16 protein-coding genes are annotated in these 15,612 nt (G+C 71.3%); 10 read left to right on the top strand and 6 right to left on the bottom strand.

The window, feature by feature from the left end; translation table 11 throughout:
- Nucleotides 1-41: 41 nt before the first annotated feature.
- The gene (gene pgi, locus EDF47_RS04915; protein ID WP_123938439.1) at nt 42-1,763 is read left to right on the top strand and encodes a glucose-6-phosphate isomerase; all 1,722 of its coding nucleotides are present in this window, start codon (nt 42-44) and stop codon (nt 1,761-1,763) included.
- A 184-nt stretch (nt 1,764-1,947) separates the two neighbouring features.
- Here the strand turns inward: pgi and EDF47_RS04910 are convergent, their stop codons facing one another.
- A complete protein-coding gene (locus EDF47_RS04910) occupies nt 1,948-2,847 on the bottom strand; it encodes a LysM domain-containing protein (RefSeq protein WP_133937711.1) in 900 nt (299 codons plus the stop codon).
- A 140-nt stretch (nt 2,848-2,987) separates the two neighbouring features.
- Between EDF47_RS04910 and EDF47_RS04905 the strand changes: the two genes are divergently transcribed.
- The 4 genes from EDF47_RS04905 to EDF47_RS04890 all read left to right on the top strand — a co-directional run bounded on the left by EDF47_RS04905 (nt 2,988) and on the right by EDF47_RS04890 (nt 6,532).
- Entirely contained in the window at nt 2,988-3,542 is a 555-nt protein-coding gene (locus EDF47_RS04905) for a hypothetical protein (RefSeq protein WP_132099831.1), read from the top strand.
- Nucleotides 3,539-4,342, top strand: a complete 804-nt coding sequence (locus EDF47_RS04900; RefSeq protein ID WP_132099832.1) for a zeta toxin family protein — start codon at nt 3,539-3,541, stop codon at nt 4,340-4,342. The genes EDF47_RS04905 and EDF47_RS04900 overlap by 4 nt, the downstream gene beginning before the upstream one ends.
- Nucleotides 4,343-4,382: 40 nt before the next feature.
- Nucleotides 4,383-4,916 (top strand): hypothetical protein, encoded by a 534-nt coding sequence (locus EDF47_RS04895; RefSeq protein WP_123938435.1) that lies wholly within the window; start codon nt 4,383-4,385, stop codon nt 4,914-4,916.
- A gap of 158 nt (nt 4,917-5,074) precedes the next feature.
- On the top strand, nt 5,075-6,532 hold the full coding sequence (locus EDF47_RS04890) for a sugar porter family MFS transporter (protein ID WP_133937709.1): 1,458 nt from the start codon (nt 5,075-5,077) through the stop codon (nt 6,530-6,532).
- Between the two features lie 152 nt (nt 6,533-6,684).
- Here the strand turns inward: EDF47_RS04890 and EDF47_RS04885 are convergent, their stop codons facing one another.
- The 3 genes from EDF47_RS04885 to EDF47_RS04875 are packed head-to-tail and all read right to left on the bottom strand — an operon-like array spanning nt 6,685 to nt 8,603.
- Nucleotides 6,685-7,659 carry a zinc-binding dehydrogenase gene (locus tag EDF47_RS04885; protein ID WP_166673188.1) on the bottom strand — a complete coding sequence of 325 codons (975 nt, stop codon included), beginning with the start codon at nt 7,657-7,659 and terminating at the stop codon, nt 6,685-6,687.
- 26 nt (nt 7,660-7,685) lie between these two features.
- Nucleotides 7,686-8,108: an organic hydroperoxide resistance protein gene (locus EDF47_RS04880; RefSeq protein ID WP_133937705.1), complete on the bottom strand. Its 423-nt coding sequence runs from the start codon at nt 8,106-8,108 to the stop codon at nt 7,686-7,688.
- Nucleotides 8,109-8,129: 21 nt separating this feature from the next.
- Complete coding sequence (locus EDF47_RS04875) at nt 8,130-8,603, bottom strand: MarR family transcriptional regulator (protein WP_185020884.1); 474 nt, start codon at nt 8,601-8,603, stop codon at nt 8,130-8,132.
- An 81-nt stretch (nt 8,604-8,684) separates the two neighbouring features.
- On the opposite strand from EDF47_RS04875, the gene mvk reads away from it, so the two are divergent.
- Genes mvk through EDF47_RS04850 form a run of 5 tightly spaced genes read left to right on the top strand, consistent with a single transcriptional unit; the run spans nt 8,685 to nt 13,998 of the window.
- Complete coding sequence (gene mvk / locus EDF47_RS04870; protein ID WP_123338490.1) at nt 8,685-9,680, top strand: mevalonate kinase; 996 nt, start codon at nt 8,685-8,687, stop codon at nt 9,678-9,680.
- The gene (gene mvaD, locus EDF47_RS04865; RefSeq protein ID WP_243648866.1) at nt 9,680-10,705 is read left to right on the top strand and encodes a diphosphomevalonate decarboxylase; all 1,026 of its coding nucleotides are present in this window, start codon (nt 9,680-9,682) and stop codon (nt 10,703-10,705) included. Before mvk ends, mvaD begins: the two co-directional genes overlap by 1 nt.
- Nucleotides 10,702-11,784 carry a phosphomevalonate kinase gene (locus tag EDF47_RS04860; RefSeq protein ID WP_123291779.1) on the top strand — a complete coding sequence of 361 codons (1,083 nt, stop codon included), beginning with the start codon at nt 10,702-10,704 and terminating at the stop codon, nt 11,782-11,784. Before mvaD ends, EDF47_RS04860 begins: the two co-directional genes overlap by 4 nt.
- Nucleotides 11,777-12,841: a hydroxymethylglutaryl-CoA reductase gene (locus tag EDF47_RS04855; protein ID WP_123291780.1), complete on the top strand. Its 1,065-nt coding sequence runs from the start codon at nt 11,777-11,779 to the stop codon at nt 12,839-12,841. The genes EDF47_RS04860 and EDF47_RS04855 overlap by 8 nt, the downstream gene beginning before the upstream one ends.
- On the top strand, nt 12,838-13,998 hold the full coding sequence (locus EDF47_RS04850; protein WP_133937703.1) for a hydroxymethylglutaryl-CoA synthase: 1,161 nt from the start codon (nt 12,838-12,840) through the stop codon (nt 13,996-13,998). The genes EDF47_RS04855 and EDF47_RS04850 overlap by 4 nt, the downstream gene beginning before the upstream one ends.
- A gap of 171 nt (nt 13,999-14,169) precedes the next feature.
- On the opposite strand, the gene EDF47_RS04845 is transcribed toward EDF47_RS04850, so the two are convergent.
- Together EDF47_RS04845 and EDF47_RS04840 are read right to left on the bottom strand one after the other, a co-directional pair.
- On the bottom strand, nt 14,170-15,153 hold the full coding sequence (locus EDF47_RS04845; protein WP_123938428.1) for an SRPBCC family protein: 984 nt from the start codon (nt 15,151-15,153) through the stop codon (nt 14,170-14,172).
- Nucleotides 15,153-15,497: a metalloregulator ArsR/SmtB family transcription factor gene (locus tag EDF47_RS04840; RefSeq protein ID WP_123291783.1), complete on the bottom strand. Its 345-nt coding sequence runs from the start codon at nt 15,495-15,497 to the stop codon at nt 15,153-15,155. The genes EDF47_RS04845 and EDF47_RS04840 overlap by 1 nt, the downstream gene beginning before the upstream one ends.
- Nucleotides 15,498-15,612: the final 115 nt, after the last annotated feature.

The raw sequence follows: 15,612 nt of genomic DNA, 5'->3' as shown, positions 1-15,612 counted from the left end.
TGCGGGCTGTACGTCTCGAACGTGATCCCAGGAGGACCGAAGTGACCGAATCCGCTCCCGTCGACCCCACATCGACCGAAGGCTGGAAGAAGCTCGACAGCATCGCTGCCGACTTCACCCCTGACCTGCGCGGGTGGTTCGACAGCGACCCCGGCCGTGCCGAGCAGTACACGTTCCAGGCAGCCGACCTGACCGTGGACCTGTCGAAGGGCCTCGTCACCGAGGACGTCCTCGCCGCCCTGCTGCAGGTCGCGAAGGACACCGGCGTCGCCGAGCGCTTCCAGGCGATGCTCTCCGGCGAGCACATCAACGTCACCGAGGACCGCGCTGTCCTGCACACCGCGCTCCGCCGTCCGAAGGCGACCGAGGGGCTCGTCCCGGCGGCGCCGCTGACCGTCGACGGCCAGGACGTCGACGCCGACGTGCACGCCACGCTCGACAAGGTCTACGCGTTCGCGTCGCAGGTGCGTGACGGCTCGTGGACCGGTGTCACCGGCAAGCGCATCGAGACCGTCGTCAACATCGGCATCGGCGGCTCGGACCTCGGCCCCGTCATGGTCTACGAAGCACTCAAGCCGTACGTCCAGCCCGGCCTCGAAGCCCGCTTCGTGTCGAACATCGACCCGGCGGACATCTACGAGAAGACCGTGGACCTCGACCCCGAGACCACGCTGTTCATCGTCGCGTCGAAGACCTTCGGCACCCTCGAGACCCTGACGAACGCGCGACTCGCACGCCAGTGGCTGTGGGAGCGGCTCGGCCTGACCGACGCCGCCGACGACGAGAAGAAGAACGCCGTCGCGAAGCACTTCGTCGCCGTGTCCACCGCACTCGACAAGGTCGAGGCCTTCGGCATCGACCCCGAGAACGCCTTCGGGTTCTGGGACTGGGTGGGCGGCCGCTACTCCGTCGACTCCGCGATCGGCACGAGCGTCATCGTCGCGATCGGCCAGGAGAACTGGGAGCAGTTCCTCGCCGGGTTCCACGCCATCGACGAGCACGTCCGCACCACGCCGCTCGAGCAGAACGTCCCCGTCCTGATGGGCCTGCTCAACGTCTGGTACACGAACTTCCTCGGTGCGCAGAGCCACGCGGTCCTGCCGTACACGCAGTACCTGCACCGCTTCGCCGCGTACCTGCAGCAGCTCACCATGGAGTCGAACGGCAAGCGCGTCCGCTGGGACGGCTCGCCCGTCACCACCGAGACCGGCGAGGTCTTCTGGGGCGAGCCCGGCACGAACGGCCAGCACGCGTTCTACCAGCTCATCCACCAGGGCACCCGCCTGATCCCGGCCGACTTCATCACGGTCGCGAACCCGGCCCGTCCGCTCAAGGACGAGACCGGTGACGGCAAGGGCGTCGCACCCGGCACGGACGTGCACACGCTGTTCCTGGCGAACTTCTTCGCGCAGACCAAGGCGCTGGCGTTCGGCAAGAGCGCCGACGAGGTCCGGGCCGAGGGCACCACCGACGAGGGGATCGTCGCGGCGCGCACCTTCCCGGGCAACAAGCCGACGACGTCGATCCTGGCGCCGGAGCTCACCCCGAGCGTGCTCGGCCAGCTCATCGCGCTCTACGAGCACATCGTGTTCACCGAGGGCACGATCTGGGGCATCGACTCGTTCGACCAGTGGGGCGTGGAGCTCGGCAAGCAGCTGGCGCTGCAGGTCACGCCCGCCGTCGAGGGTGACCAGGCCGCGCTCGACGCGCAGGACGCCTCGACGAAGGCGCTCATCGCGAAGTACCTGGAGCTGCGCAAGTAGCGACGCACCCACCTGACGGACGGGAGGCCCGTGGCGGATTCGCCACGGGCCTCCCGTCCGTCTGTCGGTCGCTGCCAAAGCGACAATTGCGCCCCACGGGGCGCCGTCAGGCCCGCGAAAGCGACAGATGTGCGCCGATGTTCCGCGGAAGAGTGTCGCTTTCGTGGAGGGGTCACCGCCGCGGTCAGCGGGCGAGCGGGTCGAGGTTGAGCGTCGTCCCCTCGTAGAGGTGCTGGTCCGTCCCGAACACCTGCACGCCCTCGTTGAGCCAGACGAGCGCTCGCACGCTGATGCCGAACCGCGCGGCGACGTCCCCGATGAGGTCGTCCGGCGCGACCGTGTACGACCGCGGCGCCCCGCCCGTCGTCGCGGTGACCGGACCGGTCGCGTTCGCCCGGGCACCGGCGTCCTCCGGGTGCACGTTCGTCTGCCGCGCCGGGACGGACCACCGTACGGTCGTCACCGCGAGCACCTTGCCGGCCCCGATCTCGACCGGGGCCTCCTGCCCCGGAGCCGCCGCGGAGTAGGTCACGAGCGTGGTGAGGTGCGACGGGTCGACGCCGGAGCCGCTCAGCGGGACGTCCACCGCGGTCGCCGTGCTGGTCGGCCCACCGAGCGTCCGGTCGCCGACGCCGGGGTAGGTCAGGCCGTCGCCGACCGCGCGCGGCAGGTCGAACAGGCCGACCCCGACCGGCACCGGCAGGGTCGAGGTGAAGCCGGAGTACTGCGCGGTGAACGTGTCGTCGCCGACCGCGACCACGCGGAACCGGAAGTGCACGCTGCCCTTCGGTGACGCGATGTCGCCCTGGGCGAGGACGGTCCCGGCGGGGATCGGCGTCAGCGTCGGAGCCGGAGCCGCCGACTCGGTCGGTTCCGGAGTCGGCGTGCGGGGGTGCGCCGACGACTCGAGGAGGTCACCCTCCGGGTCGTCGTCCGGCGTCGGTGTCGGGTCGGCCGACGAGGTCGGCGTCGTCGCCGGGGTGGACGGGGCGGGGAGGGCTCGGTCCGACCCGCGCAGCAGCGAGCACCCCGAGAGCGCCACGGTGGCCGCGACGACGACCCCGATGGCGAGCGTCCGGTTCATGATTCCCCCTCAGCTCGATGCTAACGGCGCGGTGTCCCCGGGGCGAACGCAGCGCCTCCGTCCTGTGTCTGCAGACGTACCGCGGATCCTCCGTCGTCCACGACGAGTGATACCGTCGGTATCAACGAGAGCAGGTGGTCATGGGCGTCAGGGTGGTCCCCGGGCAGCGCGGTGGGTCGGACCCGCGTCGACCCGACACGGAAGCCGTCGTGCGCGCGTTGGCCGGTCGGACCGACAGTGCGCCCGCGACCGTCCGTGCGGCGGTCGAGCACGTCCTGCACAGTCGTGAGCAGCAACACCACGCCGAGATGGAACTGCGGCGCGGGATCTTCAAGCTCGCCGACCTCGGCGTCCCGCAGCGCGAGATCGCGAAGCTCGCCGGGATCTCCCAACCCGAGGTCTCGCGGCGGCTCTCCCGCCGGACCCTGACCACGAAGCGGCCGTCTCCGCGTGAGGTCATCTCCCGGCGCGAAGGCGGCCAGATCGACTCGGAGACGATGCTGCGCGAGCTGTCCTCGATGGCGTTGACGCACCGCACCCCGAAGCGTGGTGCGGCGTTCGACGGTGCCGCCTCGGCCACCGGCACCACGAAGGAACTCGCGGCGGCGTTCCAGGACGGCCTCCTGTCCGAGGTCGAGTACGAGACCGTCCGCCGGGCGATCGCCGAACGGCAGACCCGCAAGCGCACCCGGTGACGGAGCTCCGCGACCGGGTGGCCGTCGAGCTGGGACGTGCGCTCCGGGCCGACTCGCTCGACAACCCCTGGTCGGACACGGCAGGCGCGAGCACCAGGACGATCTACGCACCGGACGGCTTCCTGTACCAGGCGAGCCGCCTGCGGTTCCACGAGTCCGTGCTCGAGGAGCACCGCGCGCTGACCCCGTCGCCGGTCACCGACGGCTCGCTCGCGGTGGTCGTGACGGCCGGACCGCCGGGGTCGGGGAAGTCGACCGCCCTGGAGCGGATGCCGGAGCTGTGCGGCTACCGGTCGATCGACGCCGACGACTTCAAGGACCCGCTGCTCCTGCGCGCACAGGCGGACGGTCTCGTGGACCGGTGGACGGCTCGTCGCCTGGCCGACGACCGGCCGGTGCAGCTGCGTGAGATCGCCGGGTTCGTGCACGCCGAGTCGACCACCGTTGCCGACACGTTGCGCCGCCGCGCCCTTCGCAACGGCGAGAACGTCGTCGTGCACGGCACCCTGTCGAGCGTGGACTACCTCGACGACCTCCTCGCCGAGCTCGACGACGCCGGGTACGAGAAGCTGCGCATCGTCACCGTGGAGGTCCCGCTCGAGACGGCGATCGCGCAGGCGACCGATCGGTGGTGGAGCGTGCGTGATGCCGCCACGGATCCGCTCGGTGGTCGGTTCGTTCCCGAAGCAGCCATCCGTCGCTACTACCCGACCGGGTCGACCGAGTCGGTGTGCGGCGCGAACGCCCGGGTCCTCGGTGACCGGGCCGCCGACCTCGGCTGGGACGTGTCGATCGTCTGAGCGGTCGCCGGTGTCGGTCGGAACGGCTACCGTCGAGGCCATGGAGCGTTCGGAGATCCTCGCCGCGGCTGCCGCCGCGCACGCCGCCCGCATCGCAGAAGAAGGCGGTGACGACGGTGCTGCTCGTGAACGGGCGGAGAGTGTCCGGCGCCGGGCCGACGGCCTCACCGACCGGTACGACACGGTCGAGGGCGCGAGCGAGTCCGCTGCACGCGACGCCGCGCGCCGTCGAGCGGGCGAGGCCGACCGCGCGGCGTCCCGGACCGAGGGCGTGCTGTCCGACTGGCACCGCATGGGCACCCGACGCGGTGTGACGCCGGACGCCCAGGTGCGCACAGCGTGGACGGTCACCGGGGTGCCCGAGCGCGGCGACGCCCGGGCGCTGGCGAACGTCCTGCTCTCGACGGCGGGGCACGCGGGCCGGGTGGCCGATGCCGCGCGACGCAACCCGGCGCTGTCCGGTGCCGCGAGCGCAGCTGCCCGACGGACCGTCCGGCGCTACACCGACCACGGCGCGGACATCGCGTCGCTCGGTGACGTGCTGGGGGACAGCCCGACGCCCGACGAGTCCTGACGGTCGAACGGGGGCCGTTGGACCGCTCCCGTCCTGATCAGGCGTTATGTGGACCGATCCAATCGTCCTGACGACAGAATGTCCAATTGACAGGACATGGAATCGGGTTACCATCGGTGCACGCACTGAAGCGCGATCACTGACGAAGGAGTCACCGAATGGTCGACATCAAGCCGACAGCCCTGACTGTCGCACTGCCCCCGATCGGGACCGGACCGCACCGCCGACGCCTCGGCGTCCTGGCCCTGGTCGCCACGTTCGGCGGGCTGCTCTTCGGGTACGACACCGGTGTCATCAACGGTGCCCTGAACCCGATGAAGGCCGAGCTCGGCCTCACGAACTTCACCGAGGGCGTCGTCACCAGCTCCCTGTTGTTCGGTGCCGCGATCGGTGCCATGCTCGGCGGCCGCATCGCCGACGGCTGGGGGCGTCGCAAGACGATCATCGCCCTCGCCGTGACGTTCTTCCTCGGCACCCTCATCTGCGTCTTCGCACCGACGTTCGGCGTCATCGTCGTCGGCCGTGTCCTCCTCGGCCTCGCGGTGGGTGGTGCATCGACCGTCGTCCCGGTGTTCCTCGCTGAACTCGCGCCGTACGAGATCCGGGGTTCGCTGTCCGGCCGCAACGAGCTCATGATCGTGATCGGGCAGCTCGCCGCGTTCGTGGTCAACGCCATCATCGGCAACCTGTGGGGTGAGGGCAACGGCGTCTGGCGCGTCATGCTGGCCGTCTGTGCACTCCCCGCGATCGCCCTGTTCGTCGGCATGCTCCGGGTGCCGGAGTCGCCGCGTTGGCTCGCGTCGAAGGGGCGCTACGACGAAGCGCTGTCCGTCCTGCAGCAGGTCCGCACCACGGAGCGTGCGACCGCCGAGCTCGACGACATCAAGCGGAGCAACGACCTCGAGGCGAAGGCCGATCGAGTCAGCGGGTGGCAGACGCTGCGCGGCAACAAGTGGCTCATCCGCATCGTGCTCATCGGTGCCGGGCTCGGCGTCGCCCAGCAGCTGACCGGCATCAACTCGATCATGTACTACGGGCAGACCGTCCTCATCGAGTCCGGGTTCCAGGCATCGGCGGCCCTCATCGCGAACATCGCCCCCGGCGTGATCGCCGTGGTCGGTGGCGTCATCGCGCTGTACAACATGGAGAAGATCAACCGCCGGACGACCCTGATCATCGGCTTCTCGTTGACGACGGTCTGCCACTTCCTGATCGGCATCGCCTCGGTCGCCCTGCCCGAGGGCAACCCGGCTCGCCCGTGGGTGATCCTGTTCCTCGTCGTCGCGTTCGTCGGCTCGATGCAGACCTTCCTCAACATCGCCGTGTGGGTGGTGCTGTCGGAGATCTTCCCGACCCAGATCCGCGCGCTCGGCATGGGCATCTCGGTGTTCTGCCTCTGGATCGCGAACGCGTTCCTCGGGCTCTACTTCCCGACGATCGTCGCCGCGACCGGCATCACCGGGACGTTCTTCGGCTTCGGCATCGTCGGTCTGCTCGCGCTGCTCTTCATCTGGAAGTTCGTGCCGGAGAGCCGCGGTCGCACCCTCGAAGAGGTGGAAGAGGGCGTCACCACCGGCAACATCTTCACGGTCCCGCAGAAGGCGTCGCGCGGCTAGGTCGCGCACGTGGCGCGGTGATCGCGCGCACGGACGGCGAGGGAGGACGGTGCCAACTGGCACCGTCCTCCCTCGCAGGCTCGGTCGGCGCGCCCCGCGCAACGCTTCGCGTTGCCGTTGAGCGGGGCGCGCCCGTCCGTCGTTCTGTCGCGCTACGGGCGCAGGAGCACCTTGCCGACGCGGCCGGCGGTGTCCGAGGCGCGCACGGCGTCGCGGACGTCCTCGAACGCGAAGGTCTCCGCGACGGGGAGCGTCAGCGAGCCGTCGAGCACGCGGGTGATGAGCTCGCCGAAGAGCTGGCCCTTCGTCTCGGCCGGCATCGTCTTGCTGACCACGCTGCCCCAGAAGCCCTTCACGGTGAGCTGGCCGAAGATGACCTTGCCGGAGGGGATCTCGAGCGTGGGCGAGGCCATCGCGCCGAAGACGACGAGGGTCGCGTTCTCGCCGAGCACGCTGGCGATGTCGCCGGCGGCCTTGCCGCCGACGGACTCGACACCGGCGACGATCGGGGCGCCTCCGGTGATCGCGGTGACCTGGTCCTTCCAGTCGTCCGCGTCGGTGGCGACGATGCGCTCGATGCCCTGCTCGCGCAGCTCCTCGACACCGGCGGCGCGACGCACCAGGCCGATGACGTTGATGCCGCGGGCCGCGCCGAGCTGGGCGACCATGCGCCCGACGGCACCGTTCGCGGCGTTCTGGATGAGCCAGTCGCCCTCGTGCAGGTCGAGCGAGTGCAGCAGGCTGATGGCGCTGAACGGCATCGAGACGAGCTGTGCTGCGGCCTCGTCGGTCATGGCGTCCGGCACCGGGACGAGCCCGGCGGCGTTCGCGGTGTAGTACTCGGCCCAGACGCCGAAGGCACCGCCGGCGACGCGCTGGCCGACCGTCAGGTTCGTGACGCCCTCGCCCAGGGCCTCGACGACGCCGAGCGCCTCGGTGCCGGAGGCTGCGGGCAGCTCGGGCTTGAAGCCGTAGGTGCCGCGGACGGTCCACAGGTCGTGGTTGTGGATGGGGGAGAGCACCGTGCGGACGAGGACCTCGCCGGCGCCGGGCGTGGGGACCGGGCGCTCCTGGACGCCGAGGACCTCGGCGGGCTCGGCGAAGGTCTCGTGGACGACGGCGCGCATGGTGGTGGGGGTGGTGTCGGTCATGCTCAGTCCTCCGAGACGGTGATGGTGACGTCGATGTTGCCGCGGGTCGCGTTCGAGTACGGGCAGACCTGGTGCGCAGCGTCGGCGAGTGCCTGGGCCTGGTCGTGCTCCAGGCCGGGGATGACGACCTCGAGCATGACGGCGAGCTGGTAGCCGCCGTCGCCGTTCGGGCCGATCTGCACGCGGCCGCCGACGGACGAGTCGGTGATCTTCACCTTCTGGCTGCGGGCGACGCCCTGCAGTGCGGAGTGGAAGCAGGCGGCGTACCCGGCGGCGAAGAGCTGCTCGGGGTTGGCGCCGTTGCCGGAGCCACCCATCTCCTTCGGGATGGCGAGGTCGAACTCGACCGTGCCGTCGCTCGTGGCGACGTGGCCGTTGCGGCCTTCGCCGGTGGCCAGGGCCTCGGCGGTGTAGAGGGCTTCCATGGTGTTCCTTCCTTCGTGGGGTCAGTGGTCCGCGGCGGCGCGGTCGGGCGTCGCGGCGGTGTCGTTCGTGGCCGCGGCGTGCATCGTCTCGGTCAGCCGGTGCAGGGTCGCGATGAGCTCCGTGGCGGCCTGCTCGTCGGGGAGCCCCATGCCGGCGGCGATCGTCGCCGGGATGTGCGCGAGGTCGGCACGGATGGTGCGGCCGCGGTCGCCGAGCGTGATCGTCACGACGCGCTCGTCGGCGCTGCGGCGCTCGCGGCGGACGAGCTCGGACTGCTCCATGCGGCGGAGCAGGGGCGACAGGGTGCCGGAGTCGAGCTGCAGGTGGTCGCCGAGGCTCGAGACGGTCTGGTCACCCTCGATCCACAGGGTCACGAGCACCAGGTACTGCGGGTAGGTCAGTCCCCAGGGTTCGAGCAGCGAGCGGTACGCCTGCGTGGTCGCGCGGCTCGCTGCGTAGAGGGAGAAGCACACCATCTCGTCGGTCACGGGCATGCCACCAGGATCGCACGCAACTCGGTTGTGCACAACCCAACACGTGCTCCGGCCCGGACGGTTAGGCTGACGTGACCCACGATGACCAGCAGCGACCTCGACTCCACCACGACCCCCGGCTCCGGGACCGCGTCGTCCCACGGCAAGACGATCCTGATCGGTGAGCACGCCGTGGTCTACGGCGCACCCGCACTCGTCCTGCCGGTGCTCGACGCCCGGGTCGTCGCGACCGTGAGCCCCGTCACCGCCGGCGTCGACGAGGCCACCGGCACGGTCGTCGGGCACACCCTCGAGTCCACGGTGCACACCGGCCCCCTCGACCTCGCACCTGCTGCCGTGATGCCGACCGTCACCGCCGTCACCGCGACCCTGCGGCACTTCGGGGTGACCGACCGGCACTTCCACGTCCGGGTCGACAGCGAGGTCCCGACCGCCCGGGGCATGGGGTCGAGCGCAGCGGTCGCCGCCGCCGTGACGGCAGCCGTCGCGGACGCCCTCGGCGAGACCCTCGACGCCGAGACCCACCACGACCTCATCCAGGAGTGCGAGCGGGTCGCCCACGGCCGTCCGTCGGGACTCGACGCCCGCGGTGTCGTCGCCGCGGTGCCGGTCTGGTTCGAGGGTGGCCGCATCGAGCCCGTCGCCCTCGGGGCCCGCTTCACCTTCGTCGTCGCCGACACCGGTGTCCCCGGCCACACCCGGCAGGCGGTCGCGGCCGTGCGGGAACGGCACGACCAGGACCCGGTCGCCGTCGACGCGGTCATCGACCGGATCGGCGCGCTCGCACGGCGGGCACGGGGGACACTCGAGGCTGGCGACGCACAGGGGCTCGGTGCCACGATGGACGCCGCGCACGACCTGCTCAGCGCACTCGACGTGTCGAGTGCCGACCTGGACCGGCTCGTCGACGCCGCACGTGCTGCGGACGCCCTCGGCGCGAAGCTGACCGGCGGCGGGCGGGGCGGGTGCGTGCTCGCACTCGCCGCGGACGACGACCACGCGGACCGCATCGCGGCCGCACTCCGCGGCGCAGGGGCCGCAGCCACCTGGACCACCACGATCGGAGCCCGCGCTTGATGACCGCCACCGCCGTCGCGCACCCCAACATCGCCCTCGTCAAGTACTGGGGCAAGGCGGACGCGCAGCTCGCGCTGCCCGCCACGGGCAGCGTCTCCATGGGCCTCGACGTGTTCCCGACGACGACGACCGTCACGCTGGACGGCGGGTCCGGCACCGGCCAGGAGGCCCGTGACCGGTTCACGCTGAACGGTCACGTCGTCGAGGACGGCGCCCTGGTGCGCGTGCAGCAGTTCCTCGACCTCGTGCGGGAGCTCGCCGGCAGCGACGCCCGCGCGTCCGTCGTGTCCGAGAACACCGTGCCGACCGGTGCTGGACTTGCCTCGAGCGCGTCGGGGTTCGCGGCGCTCGCCACCGCGGCCTCGGCGGCGTACGGCCTCGACCTGTCCCCGCGCGACCTGTCCCGCCTGGCCCGACGCGGCTCGGGGTCGGCCACGCGGTCGATCCCCGGCGGTGTCGCCGTGTGGCACGCCGGCGACGACCAGGGGTCCTTCGCCGAGCCGATCCCGGCACCGCCGATGGCCATGGTGGTCGTGACGATCGACGCCGGACCGAAGCCCATCGGTTCGCGCGAGGCGATGCGCCGCACCATCGCCACGTCGCCGTTCTACCCGGCCTGGGTCACGTCGACCACCGAGACCGTCGGCGACATGCTCGACGCCTGCGCAGCCGGCGACTTCACGCGCATCGGCGAGATCACCGAGAGCAACGCGCTGCGCATGCACGCCACGATCGAGGGCGCCTTCCCGCCCATCCGCTACCTCAACGCGCGCAGCGTCGCCGTGTTCGACGCCGTGGGCGAACTCCGCGCCGCCGGGCTCGAGGCCTACGCCACCGCCGACGCCGGCCCGAACGTGGTCGTGCTCTGCCGGCCCGAGGACCGCTCCGCCGTGGCCACCGCGCTGGCGTCCTTCGGCGACGTCATCGAGTCCGGCACCGGACCTGCCGCTCGGGTGCTCCGCTCCGAAGAGATCGGGGTCGCCGCAGCGAGCGACAGCCCCGACCAGAAGGAGTCCGTGCAGTGATCGAGTTCCGCGCCCACGGCAAGCTGTTCGTCGCCGGCGAGTACGCCGTCGTCGAGCCCGGCCAGCCGTCCGTCCTCATCGCCCTCGACCGCGCCATCACGGCACGCGTGTCCGAGGCGCACGGTGCGGGCAGCGTGCACTCGGAGGAGTACGGCCACCTGCCGCTGACGTGGACGCGCGACGAAGACGGCCTCGCCCTGGACCGCGAGCACCACCCCTACGACTACGTGATGGCGACGATCGACCTCGTCGAGAAGCTCCGCGCCGAGCGGGGGATCGCCCCGCGCTTCCACGACCTGCGGATCGAGAGCCAGCTCGACGACGCCAGCGGCCGGAAGTTCGGGCTCGGGTCCTCGGCGGCGGTGACCGTCGCGACCGTCGGTGCCCTCGACCGTTTCTACGGCATCGGCCTGACGCAGCGGCAGCGCTTCCAGGTCGCCCTGCTCGCCACCATCCGGGTGAACCCGCGGGCGTCCGGCGGGGACCTCGCCGCGAGCACCTTCGGTGGGTGGCTGCGCTACAGCGCCCCGGACCGCGACCACCTCGCGTCGTTCGTCGACGAGCGCCGCGTGTCCGACATCCTCACCGACGCCGCCGCGTGGGCGGGCTTCGACGTCCAGCGGCTGCCGGCCCCCGAGAACCTGCAGCTCCTGGTCGGCTGGACCGGCTCGCCGGCCTCGACCACGAAGCTCGTCGGTGTGGTGCGTCGGCACCGCAACGGCGGGTACCAGGCGTTCCTCGACGAGAGCCGCAGCTGCGTCGACGACCTGACCACGGGCCTCCAGACCGGCGACGCAGAGCAGACGCTCGACGCGCTCCGACGTGCCCGGGTGCTGATGCAGCGCCTCGGCGACTCGGTCGGGTCGAAGATCGAGACCGAACGCCTCGCGACCCTGTGCGACGTCGTCGAGGCGGCCGGCGGAGCGGCGAAGCCGTCCGGCGCCGGCGGCGGCGACTGCGGCATCGCACTCGTCCCCGCGGACATCGACCCCGCCGGCATCCACCGCGCCTGGGAGGCGCACGACATCAGACACCTCAGCGTCGCGGTGCGAGCACCAGAAGGAGCCCTCGATGAGTGACCTGCTCACGCCGATCCCGACCAAGTGGGTCGGACCGATCCGCATCAGCGGCAACGCGGTCCAGGGCGAGCACGAGGTCCCGCTCGCCACGTACGAGTCGCCGCTCTGGCCGTCCGTCGGCCGCGGCGCCCGCATCTCGCGCATGGTCGACGACGGCATCGTCGCGACCGTCGTCGACGAGCGCATGACCCGCTCGGTCGTCGTCCGCGCGGCCAGTGCCGCCGCGGCGCACGTCGCTGCGGGGCAGATCCTCGCGCGACAGGACGAGCTCGAGGCGCTGGTCGCCGGGCAGAGCCGGTTCGCGAAGCTCATCGAGGTGCACCCCGAGATCGTCGGTGACCTGCTGTTCCTGCGGTTCGCGTTCACGACCGGTGACGCCTCCGGTCACAACATGGTCACGCAGGCGGCGGACAAGCTCCTGCCCGCGATCCTGGCGTGGCAGCCGGGCCTGCGCTACGTGTCCGTCTCGGGCAACTTCTGCACCGACAAGAAGGCCAGCGCGGTGAACGGCATCCGTGGTCGTGGCCGCAACACCATCGCCGAGATCGTGATCCCCGGCGAGATCGTCGAGAAGCGCCTGCGGTCGAGCACCGAACGCATCGTCGAACTGAACATCGCGAAGAACCTCATCGGCTCGACCATCGCCGGGGCGCTCCGCTCCGCGAACGCGCACTACGCGAACATGCTGCTCGGCTTCTACCTGGCCACCGGGCAGGACGCCGCGAACATCGTCGAGGGCTCGCAGGGCATCACGAGTGCCGAGAACCGCGACGGGGACCTGTACTTCGCCACCTCGCTGCCGCACCTGATCGTCGGCACGGTCGGCAACGGCAAGGGCGGGGACCTGCCCGTCGTCGAGGATGCCCTCGTGCGCCTCGGCTGCCGCGAGGACCGCGAGCCCGGTGCGAACGCCCGTCGTCTCGCCGCCCTGTGCGCCGCCACGGTGCTGTGCGGGGAGCTCTCGCTCCTCGCCGCCCAGACGAACCCGGGTGAGCTGATGGCCGCCCACGTCGCCATGGAGCGACGGGGCACGAAGCCGGCCGGGGGCGCAGCATGACGCGCATCGGCATCCACGACATCGCCATCGCGACCGGGCACCACGTGCTCGAGCTCGACGACCTGGCCGAGCGCCTCGGCGTCGACCCGGCGAAGTACCACGTCGGCATCGGCCAGGACGCCTTCAGCGTGCCCGCCCCGGACGAGGACATCGTCACGATGGGGGCCGCCGCGGCCAAGGAGGTCATCGACCGCCACGGTGTCGAGGGCATCCGCACCGTCCTGTTCGCCACCGAGTCCGGCGTCGACCAGTCCAAGGCCGCCGGCGTCTTCGTGCACGGGCTGCTCGGCCTGCCGAAGAACGTCCGCGTCGTCGAGCTGAAGCAGGCCTGCTACGGCGGGATGGCCGCCGTGCAGCTCGCCCTCGGCATCATCGCCCGGGCACCGCACGAGCGTGTGCTCGTGATCGCCGCCGACGTCGCCCGCTACGACGTCGACACCGCCGCCGAGCCCACGCAGGGTGCCGGTGCGGCCGCGATCCTGGTGTCCGCCGACCCCGACCTCATCGAGATCGAGCCGGCCGCCGGCGTCTTCACCGCGGACGTCGACGACTTCTGGCGCCCGAACGACCGCTCCACCGCGCTGGTCGACGGCCGCCTGTCCGTCAGCGCCTACGTCGACGCCTTCGTGGGCGCGTGGGACGACCTCGCCGAGCAGGGCGGGCCGGCATACGAGGACATCGTGCGCTTCGTCCACCACCAGCCGTTCACGAAGATGGCGCTCAAGGCACACCGGAAGCTGACGCAGCACGTGGGCGTGCCGTTCGACGAGTCGGAGCTGTTCGTCGGATTCACGTACAACAAGCAGACCGGCAACACGTACACGGCGTCGCTCTGGATCGGGCTCGCCGCGCTCCTCGACCTCGACGAGGACCTGGCGGGTGAGCGCATCGCCCTGTTCAGCTACGGCTCGGGCAGCGTCGGCGAGCTCCTCACCGGCATCGTGCAGCCGTCCTACCGTGAGCACCGTCGCGTCGGCCGCGTCCGGCAGCTGCTCTCGGCCCGCGTTCCGCTGACGGTGGACGCGTACCGCGAGCTGCACGCGACCGGCGCCGCGACGAGCGACGACGTCGAGCGTCCGCGCGTCACGGCAGGGCCGTACCGCTTCGCCGGGGTGCGCGGCGGCGCGCGCCACTACGAGGCGACCGCGCAGGCCTGACCCCTCCGCGCAGGCCTGACCCCTCCGCGCAGGCCTGACCCCTCCGCGCAGGCTTCACCCCTCCGCGAAAGCGACAGATCTGTGCGGAACGTTCGCAGGGATCTGTCGCTTCCGCGTGACGGACGGGAGGCCCGTGGCGGGGCCGCCACGGGCCTCCCGTCCGTCCGCTGGTCACGTGGCGGACAGGACCTCGCGTTCCAGACGCTGGTAGCTGGTCTCCATGCCGTCGGTCATGCCGGTGGCCAGGATCATGTCCCGCTGCGTCCGGTCGGGGTAGGTGATGCGCAGCGTCAGCAGGGTGACGCCGTCGGCCTCGTCGAACTGCAGGTCGTTCGTGTTCGGCGGGAACGGCGCACCGGTCATCCGCTCGGTGGACACCATCCGCCGCTCCGGTTCCACGACGAGGTTCTCGCCCTCGAACCCGAACGGCTCGCCCTCGGTGTCACCCGTCGGCGCCCACGCCTGCCGGAACGTGCCACCCGGCGTCAGGTCGTTCTCGTACACCGTCATCTCCCACCCGTCCGGTCCGAGCAACCACTGCCGGACGAGTTCGGGCTCGGTGTGCGCCCGCCACAGCAGGTGGCGTGGTGCCGCGAAGGCCCGCGTGATGCGGACGTGGGTGTCGTCGACGAGCTCGGTGACGGTGCCGTTGCCCAGGGCGTACTCGCGCAGGTCGGCGAGGACGGCGTCGAGCTGTCCGAAGGCCTGCTCGTAGCCCTCGACCATGCCCATGTCCACCATGGTCTCGAGGTCGGCGGTGGACCCGAACGACGACCGGACGGTCACCCGCGACCCGGTTCCGACGGTCTCGAACGACAAGACGGTCTCGCTGGCCGGCAACCCGTCGTCGACCTCGCCGTCGGCGTCGGTGAAGAGGTCGCGGAACACGATGCGGTGTGGCTCGTCGACCGCGGTGACCTGCCAGACCGCGTGGAACCGCTCGCCCTGTGGTGACGTCATCCGGTAGTCGGCGCGGCCGCCGGGCCGCAGGTCGAACGAGGTGAAGGTGGCGGGGAAGCCGGGTGGGCCCCAGAAGCGTTCGAGCTGACGGGGATCGGCGAAGGCGCCCCAGAGGCGCTCGACCGGGACGGGGAACTCGGCGACGAGCGTCAGCGCGAGGGCCTCGGGATCGGTGTGGACGGACGTGGTGGGCATCATTGCTCCTTGTCGGTGTCGAGCAGGGTGTCGAGGCGGTCGAGCCGGCCCCGCCAGAGGTCGCCGTAGGCGTCGAGCAGGTCGCGGACCCGGGCGAGCTGCCCCGGTTCGGCGCGCACGATGCGGGTGCGGCCGCGTGCTTCCTTGCTCACGAGTCCGGCTCCTTCGAGGACGGCGACGTGCTTCTGGACGGCGGCGAACGACATCGAGTACGCGTCCGCGAGGTCACTGACGGACGAGGACCCGACGAGCGTGCGTCGGACGATGTCACGACGGGTCGCGTCGGCGAGTGCGTGGAACACCCGGTCGACCTCGGCGTCGGACAGTGCAATTCGTACAACCATTTGGTTGTACGTTACGACTGTCCACCCTCGTGCGCAAGGGGGACGTGCAGGTAGTCTGTCCGCGGAGATCGAAAGGGGCGATGCCAGTGGGCTCGAGCGCGTCGGACACCGTCAG

Source organism: Curtobacterium sp. PhB190 (assembly GCF_004365385.1).
GTDB lineage: Bacteria > Actinomycetota > Actinomycetes > Actinomycetales > Microbacteriaceae > Curtobacterium.
This window is presented reverse-complemented; position numbering and strand designations above follow the sequence as displayed.